The following is a 20,317-nucleotide window of genomic DNA, read 5'->3' on the forward strand; positions in this document are numbered from 1 at the left end:
GTTATTGGCCCGCTGCCGCGACTGCCGTGGAAGTCGGCGTACCCGCGGGACTCTCGTCGGGCCACGGCTGCGGAAGCGTCCAGAGCGAAAGCGCCAATGGGATGGGTTGACCACCATAGTAGCTCACGAGATCGGCCTTCATCTTCGGGCGCGCCACGTCGTCCAGATAAATCATGTGTCCGCCCTGGAAGAAGTTGACCTGCAGGTTCGGGCTCAATCCCGCCACCGTTTGCAGACGCGCGAGCTGCTTCTCCGTATTGAAGAACGGCGTGGCGAGATCGTGATAGCCGTTCTCCGCGAGCACCTTCAATTGCGGATTGAGCTGGATCGCGCCGAGCAGGTCGGGCAGCGTATCGGGCAGCGGCTGGCCGTCGTGCGAGAAGTCCCAGACCTCGATGATGTTGTCGTTCAGCGGCATGTACGTCGCATTCGGCGCCGTGTAGCCGAGATAATCCGGCATCTGCGTGGCGAGTGCGGTCGTGAACGGCTGCGAGATGAGAATGTCCGACGGGTCGCCGTCGCTCTGCAAACGCGGATCCGAATTCGGCAACGATACGCGCCCGTCGTAACGACCGATCGTCGTGCCCGGGATCAGTTCGTTATTGAACGGATTCACGTTGAAGTAGCCATTGAGTGCCTGCAATGTGAGGCTCGAAGGCCAGCGCCAAGAATCCAGCGTTTTCTCGGGCGGAAAGACCGGCTTGCCCAGCGCGTCGGGAATGCCGAGTTGACTCAGCACCCACGATTGCGCGTACTTGCGGAAATGCTTGTACTGGCCCGTCGCGAAGATCTCCGACTGCAACGCGAAGAGGCCCTGATCGATCAATGGCGGCGAAACCAGATTGAAATAGGCGGCCACCTCCGCATAGCCGGGGTAATAACCCGCGAGTGTATCGGTATCGAGCACCAGGCCCGCCGTCGAATCCGTAATGGCCGTCGCCTCGATCGCATCGGCAAAGTAGTTCAGGATGGACGACTGCAGCACGATGCCGGTCAACGGCACGCCCGCCGCTTCGAGCGCGAGCGCAAGCATGTCGGTGCGCGGCGTGCCATACGATTCGCCGTAGAGATAGATCGGCGAGCTGCTGCGGTTATTCACGGCCAGATAGCGCTTGATGAAATCGCGCATCACGTTCACATCGGGATCGCAGCCCCAGAACTTCTGGTTCGTGTTCGGCAGAATGGCCTCCGAAAGCCCCGTGCCCGGCGGGTCGATGAACACCATGTCCGTCGTATCGATCAGGCTCTCGGCGTTGTTGACGAGCGGAAAGTTCGGCCAGTTGGTGAGCAGCGGGTCGGGCGTGGCGACACGCGTTGGCGCAAACGAGCCGAGACGCAGCCAGATCGACGAAGAACCGGGTCCGCCGTTATAGATGAACGTCACCGGCCGCGGCGAGCCGTTCGTGGCCGGCGCGGTATAGGCGACATACGACATCGTCGCCTCCGGATTGCCGTTTGCGTCCGAAGCGGTCAGATGGCCGGTGGTCGTCGTGTAGTTGATCGTCGTCCTGCCCGAGGTCCACTGGTAATGCATGATCGCGGCTTTTTCAGCAACCTGCGACGCGGCAAGGCCATCGGTAGCGTTCGGCGAGTAGGCGATCGGGTCCGTATAGGGCTGGTTTGCGTTTGGCGAGTTCGACGTTTGCGCGGCAGCTTTCTCGCTTGCCGAAACCTGGTTCATTGCGCTTGCGGCAGACGTGGACGGGCTATCGCCACCGCCGCAACCCGCCAGCATCAGCACGCCGATGGCGATTGCGCCTGCATGGCGCAGCTGGCACCAACTGCGGCTCGAGCCCACGCGGGATTTACTGTCCGGATGCATTGTTATACCCCTTCGAATGATGACGTCACACTACGCGGGGGCCGCGTTCGCCGGCAAAAATTCCTTGAATAAAGGCATCAAAATTCAACTGCAATTACCGGCAGGAAGCGGCTGACATTTAACTTTCCATTCCTGACAAAGTCGATTCAACTTAAGCGTTATTTATTTACTATGGATTGCCAAATAATCCATAGCGCATCGGGCGAAACCATTGAGTTTCGCCGACGGGATTGCGCTGGAAATAATTGGTAATGAAAGGTGGCAGAGGAAAAATAGGAGGCGCCGCAGTACTTTGTCAAGGGCTAGTTTCGGGACCTATGCGCACTGATTCGTTGCGCACGCAGCAATTGCGTCGAGCATGAAACAGCCGCGTGCATGCAGGTCGGCAATGCGGGATCACGTTGCAACGCGACCGCGAGCGAAGGGCGAATGGATACTCGACAATGCCCCACGGGTTGTCTGAACGATTGCAATCCGTGGCTTGCGTGCGCCGGCCGACACACCCAATTGGGGTCACCCTTCCCGCTCGGTGCGTGACGGTTAGCCCGTCCGCTCATTTAGCTACTCTTATAAATAAAACGCCCGCACGGTAAAAAATTCCGCAACGCGATCTTCACCAGAACGCAGCCATCAAGCATATGTGCGCTGGGCAACAACGGAGATTGACGCGCTGTGCGAAATCAACCATATTTTGACCAGACGGCTGCGCTCGGTCCGGCCCCGTCGCTTTCCTGCGCATGCAGATCGTGAGTTCCGCGAGGCCTTGCCCATCGCTTCAACGACGATTCTGAGCATGCCGAAATGGCATTGCCATAACGGTGGGACGACATCATGTCCGCTCAGATTGGTCGCGACCAGAATTTCCCCGCGGCGTGCAAGCGTTGCGGCGGACTGCTGTACGAGAACTTCGAATTCTGTCCTTACTGCGGCACGGATTGCCCACTCGACAAAGTCGCGCTGGGCACCCATCCGAAAGCCACGTTGCCCCCCCTCTGCGCCACGGCGGCGGCGCCCCCTGCCCCCGCGGCCGCAAAGCTCGCGCAGGCGGTCGTGCCCGCGACCGACGGGCCGTCGCTGGACACCGGCTACCCGCACGCCGCACAGCACGCCGCAGCGCTTACGCATGGGTTGCACTTCTCGCACATGTCGCAATGGATCTTTCCCAGGGGCCTGTTCGTGATCGCTCTGATTCTTGCGTTCGCGTACGGCACGTATCTGCTGCTCGGTGCGAACCGCCAGCGGGAGGGTACCGCCAGCGAAGAGACCCTGCACTCTTCGGGCGGTTCGGTTTCAACCGATGCCTCTGCGCGACAGACCGATGAGATGCCCCCTGGCGCCGCCAGGCAGATCAGCGAGCAGCCGCAATCGCCCCCGCGCAATGCGCACCCCGCGCCGCAATTCGCGGACGTGGCCGACGGTCTGCGCATCGCACGGAACAGCCTTGCAGAAAACAACCTGTTCGACGCGAAGGCCGTGGCGAACGCCGTGCTCGCGCGCGACGGGGACAACGAGGAGGCGCGCGCGCTACAAGGCGATATCGCGGCGCGCGAGCAACGGCGCGATAGCGCGTTGCAGAACGCGGACCGCTGCGTCGCGCAGCGTGCCTGGGCCTGCGTGCAGCAACAGGCTTCGGAAGCGCTCGCGATCGATTCGAGCAGTCAGGCTGCGCAATCGTTGATGGAGCGCGCCATCGTATCGACGGCCTGGAAGCCGCTCAGTCCACCCAATGGCGCCCCGCAAACGAACGCGGCAGCGGCGTTGCCGCGCGGCGCGGACACCGTGCGGCTGCCGTCGTCGCAGGATTGGAACACGAGCGCCTCGCCGCCGCCACTGCCCGGCGCCCTGAACACTGCGAACGTGACGAACGCCACGCACGCGGCAAACGTCGCGACCGCCGCCAGCCCCACCGGCGGCGACAACAGCGTCGACGCCCAGCAGCGTGCGATCGTGCAAAACGGCTGGAAGCACGCCGCGCCGCCTGGCGCCGCGCATTGAACAGGATTCCATAACATATCGAAGTCTGCCGTACATCGCAAACAAGGCGGGAGAGAGACCATGCTGAAAACGACTCTAGCGGGAGTGGCGGCGCTGATCGCCCTGCTTTTCCCGGTGCTCGCCGTCGCCGCCGAGGTCGACGCGCACTACCGCATCGTGACCGGCCCGGAGCGCGGCACCTACATTCAGATCGGCCAGGACCTCGCGAAATGGGTCGCGCAGCCGGCGGGCATCGACCTCGAAGTGATCCCATCGAAAGGCTCGGCCGAAAACGTGCAGCGCATGCGTTTCGAGCCCGGCGTGAAGCTCGCGCTCGTGCAGTCCGATGTCTACCAGGCCTACGTCGACATGGCCAATTCCGGCAACGAAGAGGCCGGCACGCTGATACGGCCGCTGCGGCTCATCATGCCGCTCTACGATGAAGAGATTTATTTCGTGGTGCGTAACGACTCGCCGATGAAGACGATCAACGAGATCAAGGACAAGGTGATCAGCGTCGGCCTGATCGGCAGCGGCACCGCGCAGTCGGCGACGACGCTGTACCGCCTCATGTTCGGCCAGCCGATTCCGGAGCAGAACGCGCAGCACCTGAGCAACGAAGACGCGCTGGCCGCGCTCATCGTCAAGAAGATCGATGTGGCCATCATCGTTGCCGGGCAGCCCGCCAAGCTCTTCACCGACATGAACCCCGAATTGCTGCAGCAGATCCGCTTCCTGCGCGTCGATGCGAACGCGCCGGAAACGGCGCGCGCAAAGCAGACCTACTATCCCGCGACGATCCACGTGTCGAGCTACCCGAACTGGCTCAAGGAAGACGTGCCGACGTGGACGGTCAAGGCCTTTCTCGTCACCTATGACTACAACCTGCGCGATACGGTCGGCAACCTGAAGCGTTTTGCCGATTCGCTCTGCGCGAACTTCGACAACCTGCAGGAGCACGGCCATCCGAAGTGGAAGCAGGTAAAGCTCGATCTACCGGGCCTCGGCAAAGGCTGGCAATACTATCCGCCCGTTGAGCGACGCCTGAAGGCGTGTTTCGCGCACCGCGCCGCGGTGCAGGCCGCCACGGGGTCGACCGCGGCGCAAGGCGCTCCCGCCGCGCAAAAAGTCGATGGGCGGCCATGCTCGGATCAGGAGCGCCTGCTCCTGCTCTGCAAATAATCCCGCAGGGAATCCTCCGAGGGAACGCGGTTCCCATCGCGCGTGAACAGCCAGCAAGGGGACCCTTCCAACGCCAGCACGGCGTGGAAGGCGATCCCCTTGCGCCCGCATGCAATCTCTCCTGGTATCTGCTTTCAGGATGTCCTAATGTCCATGGGTGCCGTCATGCCGGCACGTCGAAACGGTCTTCCCGATGCAGTGCGTCCTAGCCTAACAACAAACAAGGAGACACCCATGAGAGATACCCCGTTCACAGTCCGGCGTATAACGGCACGCCTGTGTGCCGCGATCGCCATTGCAGGCGCGGCGCTCGTGCCCGGCGCACACGCTGCCGGGAACAATGCCAGTCACCCGGCATTCAACCGACTGCCGTCGTTCGTGGTGGCGAGCAGTCTGCAAACCACCAGCTACGATGGCGTCAGCGACGATCTGTTGACCGCCGGGCTCGGCAAAACCGGGCTTGCCGGGGCGCAACCGGCCATCGCGAACCCCGCGGCCCCGACGGCGGCGGAACTGCGCCGGCTCGCGATCTGGTCGAACTATCGCGCGCTCGTCGATATCAGCGCGAACGGCGGTTATGGCCGCTTCTGGGGGCCCAACGTCGATGTATACGGCAACGACACACTGGGTGAAGGCAAAATTGCCGGCACCGAATATCTCGCGTTCGCCGACGACGGCAGCGGCCGCCAGAACGTCAGCCTGCTCGTGCAGGTGCCGACCAGCTTCGATCCGGCGAACCCGTGCATCGTGACCGCCACGTCGTCGGGCTCGCGCGGCGTGTACGGCGCGATCTCGGCGGCCGGCGAGTGGGGACTCAAGCGCGGCTGCGCGGTCGCCTATACCGACAAGGGCTCGGGCAACGGCGCAGAAGAACTGATGAGCGGCCTCGTGACGTTGATCGATGGCGTCACGGCCAACGCCGCAACGGCTGGACGCACGAGCATTTTCACCGCGAACGTGCCCGCGGGCGCGCTCGCCGCCTACAACCAGAAGTTTCCGAACCGTTATGCGTTCAAGCACGCGCATTCGCAGTTGAACCCCGAAGCGGACTGGGGCCGCGACACGCTCGAAGCAGTCCAGTTCGCGTACTGGGTGCTCAACCAGCAGTTCGCGCCGCGCGTCGACGCATCGAATCACGGCGTACGCTACGCGCCCGGCGACATTACGACGATCGCAGCTTCCGTGAGCAACGGCGGCGGTGCGTCGCTCGCGGCAGCCGAAGAGGACACGGGCAAGTGGATCACGGCGGTGGTGGTCGGCGAACCGCAGATCAACGTGCGCCTGCCCGGCGACGCGCAAGTCAGGGAAGGCGGTCAGCGGATTGCCGCGGCCGGCAAACCGCTGGCCGACTACATGACGCTCGCGAACCTGCTGCAACCGTGCGCCGCGCTCGCGGACGCCGCCGCCGGCGCGCCCTACCTCACCGCGCTGCCCCTGGCGACCACGACCGCGATTCGCCAGGCGCGCTGCACCTCGCTCGCGGCGGCAGGCTACATCCACGGCGGCGACACGCAGGCGCAGGCGAACGACGCGCTCGCCCGCCTGCATGAGGCCGGCTATGAAGCAGACTCCGATCTGCTGCAGGCGCCGATGTGGGATTCACAGGCCGTGCCGGCGGTTGCGGTGACCTACGCCAACGCCTACACGCGCTCGAGCGTGCTCGACAACCTGTGCGGATTCAGCTTCGGTACGACGAATGCTGCGACGGGTGCCGCGGGCGTTGCGCCCGCCGTCTCGCCGATGCTGACCATCTTTGGCGTGGGCAACGGCGTGCCGCCGACCAATGGCGTCAACCTCGTCTACGACGTCACGCCGCCTGGCGGCGCCGACCATCGGCTCGCCACGCCCGATGCCAGCTTCGCGGGCGCGGCATGTCTGCGCGCGTTGTGGACGAAGGGCGATCCGCGCATGCGCCAGAGCGTCCAGGCGATCAGCGTGAATGCGAACCTGCACGGCAAGCCCGCGATCATCGTGCAAGGCCGCAGCGACGCGCTCGTGCCGATCAATCATGCCTCGCGCGCGTATCTCGCGGCAAACAGCGAACGCGAAGGTTCGCGCAGCCACCTGTCGCTCTACGAGGTGTTGAACGGGCAGCACTTCGATGCGTTCCTCGCGGTGCCGGGCTTCGACACGCACTTCGTGCCGGTGCACTACTACAACATCGCGGCGCTCAATCTGATGTGGAGTCATCTGAAGAATGGCACGCCGCTGCCGCCTTCCCAGGTCATCCGCACGATCCCGCGCGGCGGCAACCCGGGCGCCGCGCCGGCGCTGGGCCTCGCGAACCTGCCGGCCATCGTGGAGAACCCGGGCAGCAATGCAATCCGCGCGAACGACGGGGTCGTGAACGTGCCGCATTGACGCGCGAAGGACGCTGTCGCGGCGGTCGCCTCACACCAGCAGTTGCCGCGACAGCACTTCCCTCGCCTGTGTCACGGTGTCCCCTTCGCCGGGATGCGGCGGCAGGAGCGAGAACACGGCATCGGGCAACGGCGGCAGCCGGTGCCTCGGGCCGAGCCGCATGAGGCCCTCCCCGATTGCCGATGCGCACAGACAGCCCACGCCCAGGCCGGCTGCCAGCATGGACTGCAGCCCGGCCACGCCCGACGCGCTGTGAACGAGCACGTACGGAATGTCGTTTTCTTCGAGCGAGCGCACCGCGACCTGGTGCATCATGCAGTCGCCCGGCAGCAGCACGAGCGGCAACGCCTGCGGCAACTGCTCGGCGAGCGCCGGCGACGCGACCCAGTAGAGCGGCTCGCGCAGCAACTCCCAGCGCGCGTCCGCGTCGGTGGCGGCGGGCCGGAACGGGCCATGCGACAGATGCATGACCACGCCGAGATCGATTTGCCGCTTCGCATAGGCGAGCTCGATATCGGCGCTCTTCATCGCGCTCACATGCAAGCTCAGCTGCGGATAGCAGTCGCGCAGCCGCACGAGCAAACCGGCCACTTCGTTGGTGCGGAAGTACTCGGTGATCGCGACGCGCAGCTCGCCCTTGATGGCCTGGCCGCGCACGTCGTCGAAGGCGGCTTCGTTGAGCGCCACGAGGCGCCGCGCATGGTCGAGCAGACGCGTGCCCGCGGGCGTGAGTTCCACCCCGCGCTTGCTGCGCACGAAAAGCGGCATGCCCGCGCGCACCTCGAGCTTGCGCACCTGCTCGCTGATCGTGGATTGCGAAAGATGCAGCAGCGGTACCGCCGCCGAAAGGCTGCCCACGTTCGCCACCGCCGCGAACGTCTTCAACTGGTCGAATTCGAAGCCACGCATGACATTCCACATTCATCGAATAACTCGATGGATACTACCACCAATTCCCGCTTTTCCGTCAGATCGAGATTGACCAGAATGTCGACTGGACGCTCACGCTGCGCGCGTGCCGGATAGCGCAGCGTGACGAAATCCGGCCCTTTATCGCTGAGCACACTCATGTCTGACAATACGTACGCCGCCTGCGCCGTAGCGCCGCGCACCGCCGACGCCAGCCACGGCCATCACGGCTGGGCGCTGGTCGTTTTGCTGGTGGGCGCGATTCTGCCGCCGCTCGACTACTTCATCGTGAATCTCGCGCTGCCCGCCATCCGCGACGGACTCGGCGCGAACGCGTCCGAACTCCAGCTGGTCGTCTCGGCCTACGCATGCGCGAATGCCGTCATGCTGATCACAGGCGGCCGCCTCGGCGACCTGTACGGCCGCAAGCGCATTTTCATGGTGGGCATGGCGGGCTTCGTCGTCGCCTCCACGTTCTGCGGCCTCGCCACCAGCGGCACGGCGCTCGTCGCCGGACGCATCCTGCAAGGCCTGTTCGCCGCGACCCTCGCGCCGCAGGTGCTCGCCACGATCCGCAGCGTATTCACGCCGCACGAGCAGGTGCGCGTGATGGGGCTCTACGCCTTCGTTTTCGGTGTTGCCGCGGTGATCGGCCAGCTTGGCGGCGGCGCGCTCATCAGCCTGCACCCGTTCGGCCTGGGCTGGCGCGCGATCTTTCTCGTCAACCTGCCCATCGGCGTGTTCGCGCTCATCGGCAGCTGGCGCTTCATCCCGGAAAGCCGGCCGCCGCGCGGCAAGCGCATCGACGTGCCGGGCACCCTGCTGCTGTCGCTGTTTCTGCTGATGTTCGTCTATCCGCTCACGCGCGGACGCGAGTCGGGCTGGCCGCTGTGGATGCTCGCCTGCCTGGCCGGCTCGCTGCCCATGCTCGGCCTGCTGCTGCGCGTGGAGTGGCGCAGCCTCGTCAACGGCAAGGATCCCCTGCTCGACGTGCGCCTCTTCCGCAATCCGGTCATCGCGCTCGGCCTCGTGCTGGCGTTCCTCTTCTATACGATGAGTGCGTTCTTCCTGACCTATGGCATTTATCTGCAAGGCGGCCTGCACTGGACGCCGCTCGCTTCGGGACTCGCAATCCTGCCGTTCGGCATCGGCTTTCTGTCCAGCCCGCTGCTGATGCCGCGCCTCGTGCACCGGTTCGGCGGTTATCGCGTGCTGACGCTGGGCTTCGCGATGCTCGCGGGTGGACTCGCGATTGCGGCTGCGCTCGCGGGCGTGGCGCAGCCCGGCGCGGGGTTCTACCTGGGACTCGCGGCGATCGGCATCGGCCAGGGGCTCGTGTTGCCTTCCGTCGTGCGCATCGTGCTGGCCGAAGTGGAACCCGAGCGCGCGGGCATCGCCTCGGGCATGGTCACGGCGACGTTGCAGATCGGCGCCGCCGTCGGCGCGGCCACGCTGGGCGGCCTGTTCTTCTCGACGCTCGGCGCGGCGCCCGGCGTCATCGACTACGCTCATGCGTTCAGGACCACGATGTTCGCACTCGTCGCGATCCTGCTGCCCTGCGCGCTGCTGTCCACTGCGCTGGGACCGCTGCATCGGCGTACGCATGCGAACGGTCCCGCTACGTAAACGAATCCGCAGAGATTTGCTGCGGAATCCTCGCTATCAGAAGTCGATCTGCGCGGACAGCAGCACGGTGCGCGACGCGGAGGTCGTGAGGCAGGTGCCCTGCTGGATCCAGTAGCGGCTGCCGAACAGGTTCTCCACGTTCGCGCGGAACACCACGTCTTTCTGGGCGATCCGCGTGCTGGGGGAAGTTGTGTGGACAATGGCGCGCTGACTCGCATGCCGCTTTCACGACCTGGGCCACGAGACATCGAAGTATGGCGGCAAGGAAACGCCGGCGAGAGGCCGGCGATCCTTCAGCGCACCTGCGATTAAATTGGATGCCTAACGATATTTCCCGCCTCACTGGGCCTGGTCGCTCACGGGAGGAAATACATTCCAGTAACCGTCGTCGTGCTGAAAGAAGAACAGCGCGTGAAATCCCGTTGTCTGACGCGTCTCCACGCACACGTAGCGCGCCCTGCCCGAAGGGGTATGACCAAACGCGGTGACATGCACCGGCGAGGTCGGTGCGAGCCATTTTTCGACCTGGTAACGCAGTGACTGCGTCTTCGTGCGTCTCATCTGGTCCTCCCAGAGATCGGTTAGTTTTGCAGCCCTTTTCGCCGGCAACCGCGAAACACCCTGCACAAACCGAACGTTCTTGATGCAAAGCGCAATTCTTACCGCGTTGCATCAAGTGTTTGAGAAAGCACTTTAACTATAGCCAGAAAAGCCCTTTGCAACATCGATTTCAGCAAGATAGCAACAAAACAACGGAAATCGGGAAACGTGCGGCCGGCCACATCGGGCAAGCCTGGCTGATGCGCCGCACCAGGCGGTGAAATGAATGGAAACGTATGCGATGTGTGAGGCACGCGGTCCCGGCGTATCCTGATTCGATGGCAGCGAGCCACCGGGATCTTTTCACTGGCGATCGAAATGATGAGACACGTGTACGTTGCGACTTACATCTTGTTGTTGATAGCCGTTATCGTCGGCGTGGATATTATTTTCCTCAAGAATCTTTTCTGGCTGCGGCTGGCCGTGAACATCGGCATCGTCGTGGTGTTCGCCGCCGTCTACTACGCACTATTAAAGAATCTGTAAGCCAGCGATGGCGAGTGAAGGACGCAAACCCTGCAGCGCGCCCCACGCACCCGCGGCACACACGACCGCGCCCACGAAAACCACGAGCCACAAGTAAGACCCGCGCGGCCGATACCGTTGCGGGAGCGTGGTGACGCTAAGGGCGACGAGCAACCCCAACACGAGCGGCAGCATCAACGTGTTGACCACTTGCGCCGCAACGTTCAGGGAAACGAGGTCGGGCGCGAGCCAGACAGCCCAGGCACTGCCTGCAACGGCCAACGCATACGCGCCGTAGAACCAGGGCGCGCGGTCGGGACGGACCTCGAGCGAGGCGCGGTAGCCGAACACATCGCCGAGCCCCCAGGCCAACGCGAGAGAACTCACGATGGCGGCCACCAATGCCGCACCGAGCACGCCCGCGCCGAAGAGCAGGCGCCCCGCAAACGGGCCCGTGACGGCAACGAGCGCATTGCTGATTTCGCCGATGCTGTCGAGGGAGCGCGGCTCGCCATGCGCCGACAGCGTTGCCGCCGCCGCGACGAGCACCGCTGCCGTCAGCAATTGCGTGAGGACGGCGCCGACCGCCGTCTCGACTCTGGCCGACGTGAAGTCTTTCGCCGTGAGGCTGTCCGCGACCGCCGCCTGCTGATAGAACACCATCCACGGATTGAATGTCGCGCCAATGAGCGCCGCCGCCAGATAGCCGGCCTCACGGCCGCCCGCTGCAAGGTGGGTCATCTGCGGGACCATGACCTGGAGTTCGTGGCGCGCGCTCCATGCGACGGCGAAGAACGTCAGGTCGAATGCACCGATGGCAATCGCGATCCGGTCGACGCGCTTGTGCGAGCCCGTGAGCACGATGCCGGTCAACAGGACGACGGCGAGCGGCAGCGTGACGGCACGCGATACGCCGTACATTTCCCCCACGCCGGCAACGCCGGTGAACTCCGTCACGAGCGACCCGAGCACGGCCACGACCAGTCCCGCCGCGGCCAGCGCCGCCCAAACCGGTCCGAAGCGCGAGCGGATGAGTTCGCCATAACCGCGCCCGGTGAAGATGCCGAGGCGCACGGTCAGTTCCTGAACCATGTAGAGCAGCGGAACCAGCCCAAGCAGCACGGGCAGGAGCCGCAGCCCCGTTTGCGCGCCGGCCTGCGCGGCCGTCACGACGTTGCCGGCGTCGCAGTCGGCCAGCATCACGAGCAGCCCCGGGCCCCACAGGGCGAGCCGGCGCAGTCCTCGCGAAACGGTTTGCTTGAGCGTCGGGAGAGGGGTCATGCGTTCTGAAAGATTGCGCCTGTAGTATCTGTCGCGCGATTGTAGCGTGCGGGTCCGGACCCGCTGTCCCCCGGCACAGCCTGCCCGCGAACCGGGATGTCGAGATGGCTGGACAGATCAACCTCTGAGGCACAATCCGGCGATCACTGGAGAAAAACGACGCATGGCGAATGACGACCGCACCACGATAATTGCCAGACGAACGCCGGAATCCGCGGCCATGACGGCCAACCTCAAACGGGCGATGGCGATCACCGCCAGGATCAACCGCTTGACCTTCGACGATGCCGATGAAGTCCGGGCCTTGTTCAGCGAACTCATCGGCAAGCCGGTCGACGACAGCTTTCTGTTGATCCCGCCGTTCTACACGACGGGCGGCGTCGAGATCCGCGTGGGCCACAATGTCTTCGTCAACCAGAACTGCACGTTCTATGATCTGGGCGGCCTCGAGATCGCCGACGACGTGATGATCGGCCCGAACGTCAGCCTCATCACGTCCGGCCATCCCATCGAACCCTCCCGGCGGCGCGACGGCGTCGTCGCAAAGCCCATCGCGATCGAAAGGAACGTCTGGATCGCCGCCAGCGCGACCATTATCGGCGGAGTAACCGTCGGCGAGAACTCGGTGGTGGCGGCGGGATCGGTGGTCACCAAAGACGTTCCGCCGAATACGCTCGTCGGCGGCAATCCGGCGCGCGTCATCCGGTCGATTGCGGAGTCAGGAACGGCCCCCGAGGATTGAAATTCCGCCGTAGCAGCGGAATCGACGCGAACTCACTCGCGCTACTATCAATAGCTCAATTGCTTGTTTGTGGTGAGATAACCGATCGGCAAGAATGGCCCTGCCAAACTTTGGTCAGGACCACGATATGTCGAACGCGCCCAGCCTTCAACTCGATTCCGCCACGCTCGTCGAAGCATACGACCGGCTTGGCATTCGCCAGTTTCATCACGGTCTGCAACTGCTCGACGTGCTCGGCTTGCGCGAAGGCGAACGCGTGCTCGACGTGGGTTGCGGCACGGGCCGCCTCACCGAATCGGCGGCGCAGCGCGTAGGCCAGCACGGTGAAGTGCTCGGGCTCGATCCGTTGCCGCTGCGCGTGCAGCGCGCGCTCGAACGCGCGCAGGGCCGCTTCGCCGTGCGCGTCGGCCGCGCCGAAGCGCTGGACACGGTGCCCGATGCGCACTACGACGTGGTGTATTTCAACAGCGTGATTCACTGGATCCCCGATCAGGCGCAGGCGCTGCGCGAAGCGTGGCGCGTGCTCAAGCCGGGTGGCCGGATCGGCTACACGACCATGCCCGAAGAAGCGCCACACGACCTGCATGTCGTGCTGCGAGCGCTGTTTGCTGGCGAGCCCGAATGGCAGCGCGCTGGAATCGGTGCGCCGAACAAGCTCACGCGCGAGCGCTCGGCAACCCTGCTCCAGGGCGCCGGCTTCGAAGTGACGCACAACGAGATTCGCGCCTTCGGCGACAGCTTCGACAACGTCGACGATGTGCTCGCCTTCAGCCGGTCGAGTTCGTTCGGCAATTTCCTCTCCTCGCTCACGCCCGGGGACGTTGTACGCGTGCGCGCACGGCTCGCGAGCGCGCTCGAACCGCATCGCGGCGTTCGCGGCTATGCGCTCACGCGGCGCATGATCATCGCCACGGCGCACAAGCCGCTCGCACACTGAATCCCTGCCTTCCATTCCGCAGCGAACACCGACCGCAATCGAGGAGCACACATGAGCGCAGCACCGCGACGCCAGGGACAATTGAGCCTCGGCGCCTTCCTGATGGAGACGGGCCACCATATCGCCGCGTGGCGCCACCCCGATGCGCACGCCGCCGGCGGCCTCGATTTCGCGCACTACGCGGAACTCGCGCAAACGGCCGAGCGGGCCAAATTCGACGCCGTCTTTTTCGCCGACAGCGTGAGCGTGCGCGACACGCATGTGCCCTCGCTCTCGCGCACCGCGCGCGCCGATCATTTCGAGCCGATCACGCTGCTCTCCGCGCTATCGGTGGTCACGAAGCACATCGGGCTCATCGCTACCGTGTCGACGTCGTTCAACGAGCCCTATAACGTAGCCCGCAAATTTGCTTCGCTCGACTATCTGAGCGGCGGCCGTTCGGGCTGGAATCTCGTGACGTCGAGCACCGAAACCGAAGCGCACAACTTCAGCCTCGACAAGCATCTCGATCACGCCGTGCGCTACGAGCGCGCGAAAGAGTTCTACGACGTGGTTTCCGGGCTTTGGGACAGCTGGGAAGACGACGCCTTCATTCGCGACAAGGCGAGCGGCATCTACTTCGACCCCGAGAAGCTGCACACGCTGGACTATCGCGGCAAGCACTTCAAGGTGCGCGGTCCGCTCAACGTCGCGCGTTCGCCGCAAGGCTGGCCCGTCGTGGTGCAGGCCGGCGCCTCGGAGGCCGGCAGGGAACTCGCGGCGCAAACGGCCGAAGTGATTTTCGTCGCGCATCAAACGCTCGATGAAGCGAAGCAGTTCTATCGCGACGTGAAGGGGCGCCTCGCACGTTACGGCCGCCGCCCCGAGCATCTCAAGATCATGCCGGGCATTTTCCCCGTGATCGGCAGCACACAGGAAGAAGCACAGGAGAAGTTCGACGCGCTGCAGGCACTGATCCATCCGAGCGTGGGACTGCAGCTGCTCGCGAACATGTCGGGCGGCCTCGACCTCTCGCACTATCCCGTGGACGGCCCCGTGCCCGACCTGCCGGAGACCAACGGCGGCAAGAGCCGGCAACGCCTGCTGCTCGATCTCGCGCGGCGCGACAACCTCACGATACGCGATCTTTATCTGCGCATTGCAGGAGCGCGCGGGCATCAACAGGTGATCGGCACGCCGCAGAGCATTGCCGACCAGCTACAGCAATGGTACGAGGAAGAAGGCGCCGACGGCTTCAATATCATGTCGCCGTGGCTGCCTGGCGGCCTCGACGAATTCGCGCAGCACGTCGTGCCCGAATTGCAGCGACGCGGACTCTTTCGCACGGAATATACGGGGCGCACGCTGCGCGAGCATCTTGGGTTGCCTCGTCCCGCGAACCGCTTCGCCACGCAGCGGGAAGACGCATTGCGCGTCGCTTCCTGACTCCGTTGATCGACAATCCACATTTCATTCCAGGCCGAAATAATCGTCCCCAACATGCCCTCATACTCTAGATACGCGCTTTATCCCTGGCGCGTAGCCCCGTAATATTTCACCTCGTCTGCGTGAGTTCAATCGCCCAGCATGCAAGCCACGACTGCGAGCAAATCGACCGGACTCGAGCTGCTTTTGCTCCTCGCACTTTCCACCCTTTGGGGCGCCTCCTATACGTTCATTCGAGTCGGCGTGGCGACCATCCCGCCGCTTACCCTCATCGCCGCGAGAACGTCGATTGCCGGAGCGCTTCTTCTGCTCTGGATGCTGTGGCAGCGCACGCCCATACCGCGAGACCCGGCCGTGTGGCATCGCTTCGCCGTGCAGGCGCTGCTCAATAGCGTGATTCCCTTTACCCTGATTGCGTGGGCCGAGCGCTCGGTGGAAGCCGGCCTGGCGACCATCCTCAATTCGACCTCGCCGGTCATGGCGTTCCTCGGCACGTGGCTGATTACCCGCCACGAACAGGTCACCGCGCGCAAGCTGTTCGGCGTCGCCGCGGGCCTCGCCGGTATATGCCTCGTGGTCGGCGTGAGCGCATTCGAAGGACTCGGCCAGCAAATCGTTGCGCAACTGGCGATCGTCGCCGCGACGGTCTGCTACGCCGGCGCGGCGATCTACGGGCGATCGTTCAAGGGACTCTCGCCGGTCGCGCCCGCTGCGGGATCGCTAGTCGTGGGGGCGGTCCTGCTGGTCCCCGTGAGTCTGGCCGTCGACCGCCCGTGGACGCTTCATCCGTCACCGCAATCGATCACAGCGCTGATCGCGCTCGCCGTTTTCTCCACGGCGATCGCGTTCGTCATCTACTTTCGGCTCGTCCAGACGCTCGGCTCGGTTGGCACGACCGCGCAGGCCTATTTGCGTGTGCCGATCGGCGTGGCGATCGGCATGGCGTGGCTCGGTGAATCGCTCTCGACCTCGGCGTGGCTGGGACTCGGCTGCGTCGTTGCCGGCGTCGTCGCGATGACGCTGCCATCGGCCAGCCAACGCCGCGCGAGCGGCCACAGGCTGCGCTCGAACCGCGAGTGAAAATACGCGAAGTGCCCGATGCTGCGCTCGCCGAGTGAGGCGGGCGCGATGCGTACATGTGTCGACTGGCTGTGGGTGAAATAACGCAGCGTGCGTTCGATCGCGCGGATTGTGCCGAACGGGTCATCGGGGAAGCTGACGGCGAGGATCGGCGCACGCATGTTGCCAAAGCGCGCGACGATGTCCGCGCGCTGCTCGGGCGTGCGCGCCAGCGACCCTTTACTGAGCGTGTCTTCGAAGCGGGCGCGGCCCCGGCTCCAGATCTTCGCGACGCCGCGCGGCGTGTCCTCCATCCATCCGAACCACGACGCGGGGAAATAGCCCATCAGCCCCGTCAAAACCGGCATGACGACATGCCATTTCCAGAGCATGAGCGGCATGCTGCGCGGCGCGTAGTCTCGCCAGTACGCGTACTGCGTGCCGACGGTGAAGACGCGCCGAATCAGATGATTCGACGGCGCGAGCCCGATCAGGAAGCCGCCGATGCTATGCCCCACGACGTCGATCGGCTGCCCCGGGAACAGGCTTCGCGCGTAGCGCAGCACCGCTTCGAAATCGCGTTCGCCCCATTCCAGCCAGCTCGCGTCGAGCGTTGCGAGCGCGACGGGCTGCGAGCCGCCAATGCCACGGTAGTCGTAGACCAGCACATCGAAACCCTGCTGGTGCAGCCATGCGCCAAAGCGGAAATAGTAGTGGCAGCGCACCGACGTCGCCGAATTGACGATGACCACCGGCCGCGAAGCGTCCGTGTTCGGCGGCGCGTGACGACGCCATACATAAGCGCGAAGCACAAAGCCATCGGCGGCGGTGATGGCGACGGCGAGAGGACGCGCCTCGCCCGGGTCGGCTGAACGCATGAACGTGCTCCATGAAGAAACGGAGTATCGATTTCACTTGACCTCGCCCGCCGCTTCAATCAATCTTTGCGCAGCTTTCGCATGAGGAAAACGCATGTCTGTGCCGCTCGTGAAACTCCCTCCTCTCGACCTCGTTCGCGGTTTTGTCGCGGTGGGCCGGCGCATGAGCATCACGCTCGCCGCCGACGACCTGTGCGTGACCCAGTCCGCCGTTAGCCGCCAGATCGCCGCGCTCGAAGAGGCGCTAGGCGTGCGCCTCTTCGAGCGCGGCTATCGTTCGATCTCGCTCACGCCGGAGGGCGAGCGCCTGCTGCGCGTTGCGGACAGCGCCGTGCAGCAGATGCAGGAAATCGTCGGCGCGCTGGCCGCGCCCCAGATGCGCCAGCCGGTGACGATCACGGCCAGCATCGGCATTGCCGGCCTGTGGCTGCTGCCGCGCATCGGCGAATTGCAGCGCCTGCTTCCCGATATCGATCTGCGCCTTGCAACCTCCGAGAAGGTGCTCGACCTGCGCGCCGAAGGCATCGATCTCGCCTTGCGCTACGCGCCGGCCCGCATCGCGCCGGAGTCAGCGAATCGCGCGGTGCATCTGTACGACGAATATATATTGCCGGTCGCGCATCCTTCGTTGAACGTGAAAAAGCTCGACGCGGCCACGCTCGCGCGCCACGTGCTGCTCGAATTCGAAGGCGTGCGCCGCCCGATGCTGCGCTGGGCAGATCATCTGGGCGCGCGCGGCCTCGACGGCGCACCGCTTCGCGGGGTGCTGCGTTTCAACCAGTACGACCAGGTCATTCAGGCCGCCACCGCCGGCCGCGGCATCGCGCTCGGGCGCCTCGCCCTCGTGCAGCCGCTGCTTGCCGACGGCAGGCTCGCCTCCGTCGGCAACGCGCGCGCGGCGGGCCCGACCGGCTACGCCTACTGGCTGCATCGGGCCGACGAAGCGCCGCGCGACGACGTGCGCGCCGTCATCGACTGGATCGTCGAGCAGGCTCGCCAAAGCCAGATCACATGATCGCCACGCATGCGAAGCGTGCCAAAAACTCGCTTGAGCGCACGCGCCTTCCCGCGCTCTACTAGGCGCAACGCGGCGCAACTGCGAAGCGCCCGGTGCGAGGAGGCGAACGATGACCGAAATGGACGAGGCATGCCGCCGCCGCTGGCTGCTCGTGATCGTGGGTGGCGTGGTGATGGGCGCGGCGCTCGGCGTGCGCAACGTGCAAGGGCTTTTTCTGTTGCCCGTCACGCTCGAGCGCGGCTGGTCGCGCGAGACGTTCGGCCTCGCGCTTGCGCTGCAAAACCTGCTGTGGGGCGTTGCACAGCCGCTCACGGGCATGATCTCCGACCGCTTCGGCTCCGCGCGCGTGATCTTCGCGGGCGCCCTGCTCTACGCGCTCGGACTCGCGATGATGGCGCTCAGCGCGACGCCTGGCATCTACACGTTTGGCGTGGGCGTGGTGCTCGGCGTGGCATTGTCCGGAACCGCCTTCGGCGCCGTTTATGGCGCGCTCTCGCGACTTTTTGCAGCCGATCAACGCAGTTGGGCGCTGAGCGTGGCGGGCATGTTCGGCGGCCTGGGCCAGTTCTGCGTCGTGCCGCTCACGCAAGGGATGATCGGCAGATTCGGCTGGGTCACGGCCATTCTCGTGCTCGCCGCCATGATGCTCGCCAGTGCGCCGCTCGCGGCATGGCTGCGCGATCGTCCGCTACCGCGCAGCGGCGCGATCGATACGCACGACACCCTGCGCCGTGCGATCGGCAAGGCGTTCGCGCATCGCGGGTTCTGGCTGCTCAATCTGGGCTTTTTGTCGTGTGGCTTCCAGCTTGCGTTCATCGGCGCACACCTGCCGGCGTATTTGCTCGACAAGGGCATGAGCGCGCGCGAAGCGAGTCTGGCGCTCGCGCTGATCGCGCTGGCCAACACGGCAGGCACGTTTCTCTGCGGTTACGCTGGGGGATTTCTGCGGCGCAAGTATCTGCTCTCGGCGATCTACTTCGCTCGTGCGGGTGTGATGGCGCTGTTCCTCGCCTTGCCGCTCTCGCCTTTCACGCTTTATGTGTTCGCGTTCGCGATGGGATTCATGTGGCTCGGCACCGTGCCGCTGACGAGCGGGATTGTCTCGCAGATGTTCGGCGTGCGCTATATCTCGACGCTGTTCGGCTTCGTGTTTCTCGGGCATCAGATCGGCAGTTTCTTCGGCGTCTGGCTGGGCGGCGTGGTGTTCGACGCGACGCATAGCTATGGGCTGCTCTGGCAAGGCTCAATCGCGCTCGGCATCGTCGCGGGATTGATGCACCTGCCGATCGACGACGAGCGGGTCGCGCAGCGCGCCATGATCGCGGGCCAGCCTTCATGAGCGAGTTGTTGGCCGTGCGCGTCAAGCAGGTCATGCTGGCCATTTCATTCGGAGCGCTTATTGTCTGGACGTTCGCGGAGTATCTCGCACCGTCGACAATGATTGCCTTGCTCTCTGGCGCCGCATTTTGCAAATGATCGTGCCGCTGCAGCCGGCTTACCTGATCAACTGCAGCATGTCGCGGAAGCGCGGATGCTGGCTCGAGCGCAGCCATTCGAACGCGACCATCTCGACCGTCGCCATTTCGGCGCCCGCTCTGTTCAACCGCGCAATGGCCGCCTCTTTGTCGACGACTTTGCGCGAACCCATCGCATCGACAACGACAGTGACCGGCAGGCCGCGATGCAGCAAACCCATCGCCGTCTGCAATACGCAGACATGCGCCTCGCATCCCGCGACGATGACTCGGGTTCGCCCTTCAGGCAGCGCTTCCAACAGACCATCGGCGGCAGCGTCGAAATGGTGCTTTGCAACAGTCGTCGAGCACAAATCCTTTATTTCCTGTGTGTTTTCGCCGAGGGCGCCCGGATTCTGTTCTGTCCCGATGACCGGAACATCGAGACCCCGAGCAATCCGCCCGAGCCTGAGGGCTTGAGCGACAACGGATGCGCCGTCGTGAATTGCCGGCATCAGTCTCGTTTGCAAGTCGATCAGAACTACGATCGATTCGGAAAGGCTATGCAGCATCGCGAATCCTTT

17 protein-coding genes and 1 pseudogene are annotated in these 20,317 nt (G+C 64.5%); 11 read left to right on the plus strand and 7 right to left on the minus strand.

The features are described 5' to 3' along the window. Position 1: 1 nt before the first annotated feature. Positions 2-1,822 carry a peptidase S10 gene (locus tag AB4Y40_RS12870; protein WP_368687997.1) on the minus strand — a complete coding sequence of 607 codons (1,821 nt, stop codon included), beginning with the start codon at positions 1,820-1,822 and terminating at the stop codon, positions 2-4. 831 nt (positions 1,823-2,653) lie between these two features. Between AB4Y40_RS12870 and AB4Y40_RS12875 the strand changes: the two genes are divergently transcribed. The 3 genes from AB4Y40_RS12875 to AB4Y40_RS12885 all read left to right on the plus strand — a co-directional run bounded on the left by AB4Y40_RS12875 (position 2,654) and on the right by AB4Y40_RS12885 (position 7,339). Next, complete coding sequence (locus AB4Y40_RS12875) at positions 2,654-3,817, plus strand: hypothetical protein (protein ID WP_368687998.1); 1,164 nt, start codon at positions 2,654-2,656, stop codon at positions 3,815-3,817. A 60-nt stretch (positions 3,818-3,877) separates the two neighbouring features. Next, a complete protein-coding gene (locus AB4Y40_RS12880; protein WP_368687999.1) occupies positions 3,878-4,978 on the plus strand; it encodes a TAXI family TRAP transporter solute-binding subunit in 1,101 nt (366 codons plus the stop codon). A 234-nt stretch (positions 4,979-5,212) separates the two neighbouring features. Beyond that, complete coding sequence (locus AB4Y40_RS12885) at positions 5,213-7,339, plus strand: D-(-)-3-hydroxybutyrate oligomer hydrolase (protein ID WP_368688000.1); 2,127 nt, start codon at positions 5,213-5,215, stop codon at positions 7,337-7,339. 30 nt (positions 7,340-7,369) lie between these two features. Here AB4Y40_RS12885 and AB4Y40_RS12890 read toward each other — a convergent pair whose 3' ends face one another. Both AB4Y40_RS12890 and AB4Y40_RS12895 read right to left on the minus strand, forming a co-directional pair. Beyond that, positions 7,370-8,248, minus strand: a complete 879-nt coding sequence (locus AB4Y40_RS12890) for a LysR family transcriptional regulator (protein WP_368688001.1) — start codon at positions 8,246-8,248, stop codon at positions 7,370-7,372. Continuing rightward, a complete protein-coding gene (locus AB4Y40_RS12895; protein ID WP_368688002.1) occupies positions 8,221-8,409 on the minus strand; it encodes a hypothetical protein in 189 nt (62 codons plus the stop codon). The genes AB4Y40_RS12890 and AB4Y40_RS12895 overlap by 28 nt, the downstream gene beginning before the upstream one ends. Between AB4Y40_RS12895 and AB4Y40_RS12900 the strand changes: the two genes are divergently transcribed. Further along, positions 8,408-9,874 (plus strand): MFS transporter, encoded by a 1,467-nt coding sequence (locus AB4Y40_RS12900; protein WP_368688003.1) that lies wholly within the window; start codon positions 8,408-8,410, stop codon positions 9,872-9,874. The two genes, AB4Y40_RS12895 and AB4Y40_RS12900, sit on opposite strands and share 2 nt — an antisense overlap. A gap of 339 nt (positions 9,875-10,213) precedes the next feature. Here the strand turns inward: AB4Y40_RS12900 and AB4Y40_RS12905 are convergent, their stop codons facing one another. Continuing rightward, complete coding sequence (locus AB4Y40_RS12905; RefSeq protein WP_368688004.1) at positions 10,214-10,435, minus strand: hypothetical protein; 222 nt, start codon at positions 10,433-10,435, stop codon at positions 10,214-10,216. Positions 10,436-10,945: 510 nt separating this feature from the next. Then, entirely contained in the window at positions 10,946-12,220 is a 1,275-nt protein-coding gene (locus AB4Y40_RS12910; protein WP_368688005.1) for an NRAMP family divalent metal transporter, read from the minus strand. A 163-nt stretch (positions 12,221-12,383) separates the two neighbouring features. Here AB4Y40_RS12910 and AB4Y40_RS12915 point away from each other — a divergent pair, with 163 nt between their 5' ends. The 4 genes from AB4Y40_RS12915 to AB4Y40_RS12930 all read left to right on the plus strand — a co-directional run bounded on the left by AB4Y40_RS12915 (position 12,384) and on the right by AB4Y40_RS12930 (position 16,404). Continuing rightward, positions 12,384-12,962 (plus strand): sugar O-acetyltransferase, encoded by a 579-nt coding sequence (locus AB4Y40_RS12915; RefSeq protein WP_368688006.1) that lies wholly within the window; start codon positions 12,384-12,386, stop codon positions 12,960-12,962. Between the two features lie 127 nt (positions 12,963-13,089). Beyond that, positions 13,090-13,899 (plus strand): class I SAM-dependent methyltransferase, encoded by an 810-nt coding sequence (locus tag AB4Y40_RS12920; RefSeq protein WP_368688007.1) that lies wholly within the window; start codon positions 13,090-13,092, stop codon positions 13,897-13,899. A gap of 51 nt (positions 13,900-13,950) precedes the next feature. Further along, positions 13,951-15,324 (plus strand): LLM class flavin-dependent oxidoreductase, encoded by a 1,374-nt coding sequence (locus tag AB4Y40_RS12925; RefSeq protein WP_368688008.1) that lies wholly within the window; start codon positions 13,951-13,953, stop codon positions 15,322-15,324. 141 nt (positions 15,325-15,465) lie between these two features. Beyond that, positions 15,466-16,404 (plus strand): DMT family transporter, encoded by a 939-nt coding sequence (locus AB4Y40_RS12930; protein ID WP_368688009.1) that lies wholly within the window; start codon positions 15,466-15,468, stop codon positions 16,402-16,404. A gap of 113 nt (positions 16,405-16,517) precedes the next feature. Here the strand turns inward: AB4Y40_RS12930 and AB4Y40_RS12935 are convergent. Beyond that, positions 16,518-17,261 (minus strand): annotated as a pseudogene (locus AB4Y40_RS12935) (alpha/beta fold hydrolase); the annotation flags it as partial. Positions 17,262-17,355: 94 nt separating this feature from the next. Here AB4Y40_RS12935 and AB4Y40_RS12940 point away from each other — a divergent pair. The 3 genes from AB4Y40_RS12940 to AB4Y40_RS12950 all read left to right on the plus strand — a co-directional run bounded on the left by AB4Y40_RS12940 (position 17,356) and on the right by AB4Y40_RS12950 (position 19,755). After that, positions 17,356-18,276, plus strand: a complete 921-nt coding sequence (locus AB4Y40_RS12940) for a LysR substrate-binding domain-containing protein (protein WP_368688010.1) — start codon at positions 17,356-17,358, stop codon at positions 18,274-18,276. 112 nt (positions 18,277-18,388) lie between these two features. Next, positions 18,389-19,618: an MFS transporter gene (locus tag AB4Y40_RS12945; protein ID WP_368688011.1), complete on the plus strand. Its 1,230-nt coding sequence runs from the start codon at positions 18,389-18,391 to the stop codon at positions 19,616-19,618. Continuing rightward, positions 19,615-19,755 carry a hypothetical protein gene (locus tag AB4Y40_RS12950; protein WP_368688012.1) on the plus strand — a complete coding sequence of 47 codons (141 nt, stop codon included), beginning with the start codon at positions 19,615-19,617 and terminating at the stop codon, positions 19,753-19,755. Before AB4Y40_RS12945 ends, AB4Y40_RS12950 begins: the two co-directional genes overlap by 4 nt. 19 nt (positions 19,756-19,774) lie before the next feature. On the opposite strand, the gene AB4Y40_RS12955 is transcribed toward AB4Y40_RS12950, so the two are convergent. Beyond that, positions 19,775-20,305 carry an isochorismatase family protein gene (locus tag AB4Y40_RS12955; RefSeq protein WP_368688013.1) on the minus strand — a complete coding sequence of 177 codons (531 nt, stop codon included), beginning with the start codon at positions 20,303-20,305 and terminating at the stop codon, positions 19,775-19,777. Positions 20,306-20,317 lie beyond the last annotated feature (12 nt).

This window comes from Paraburkholderia sp. EG287B (assembly GCF_040965595.1).
Taxonomy (GTDB): domain Bacteria; phylum Pseudomonadota; class Gammaproteobacteria; order Burkholderiales; family Burkholderiaceae; genus Paraburkholderia.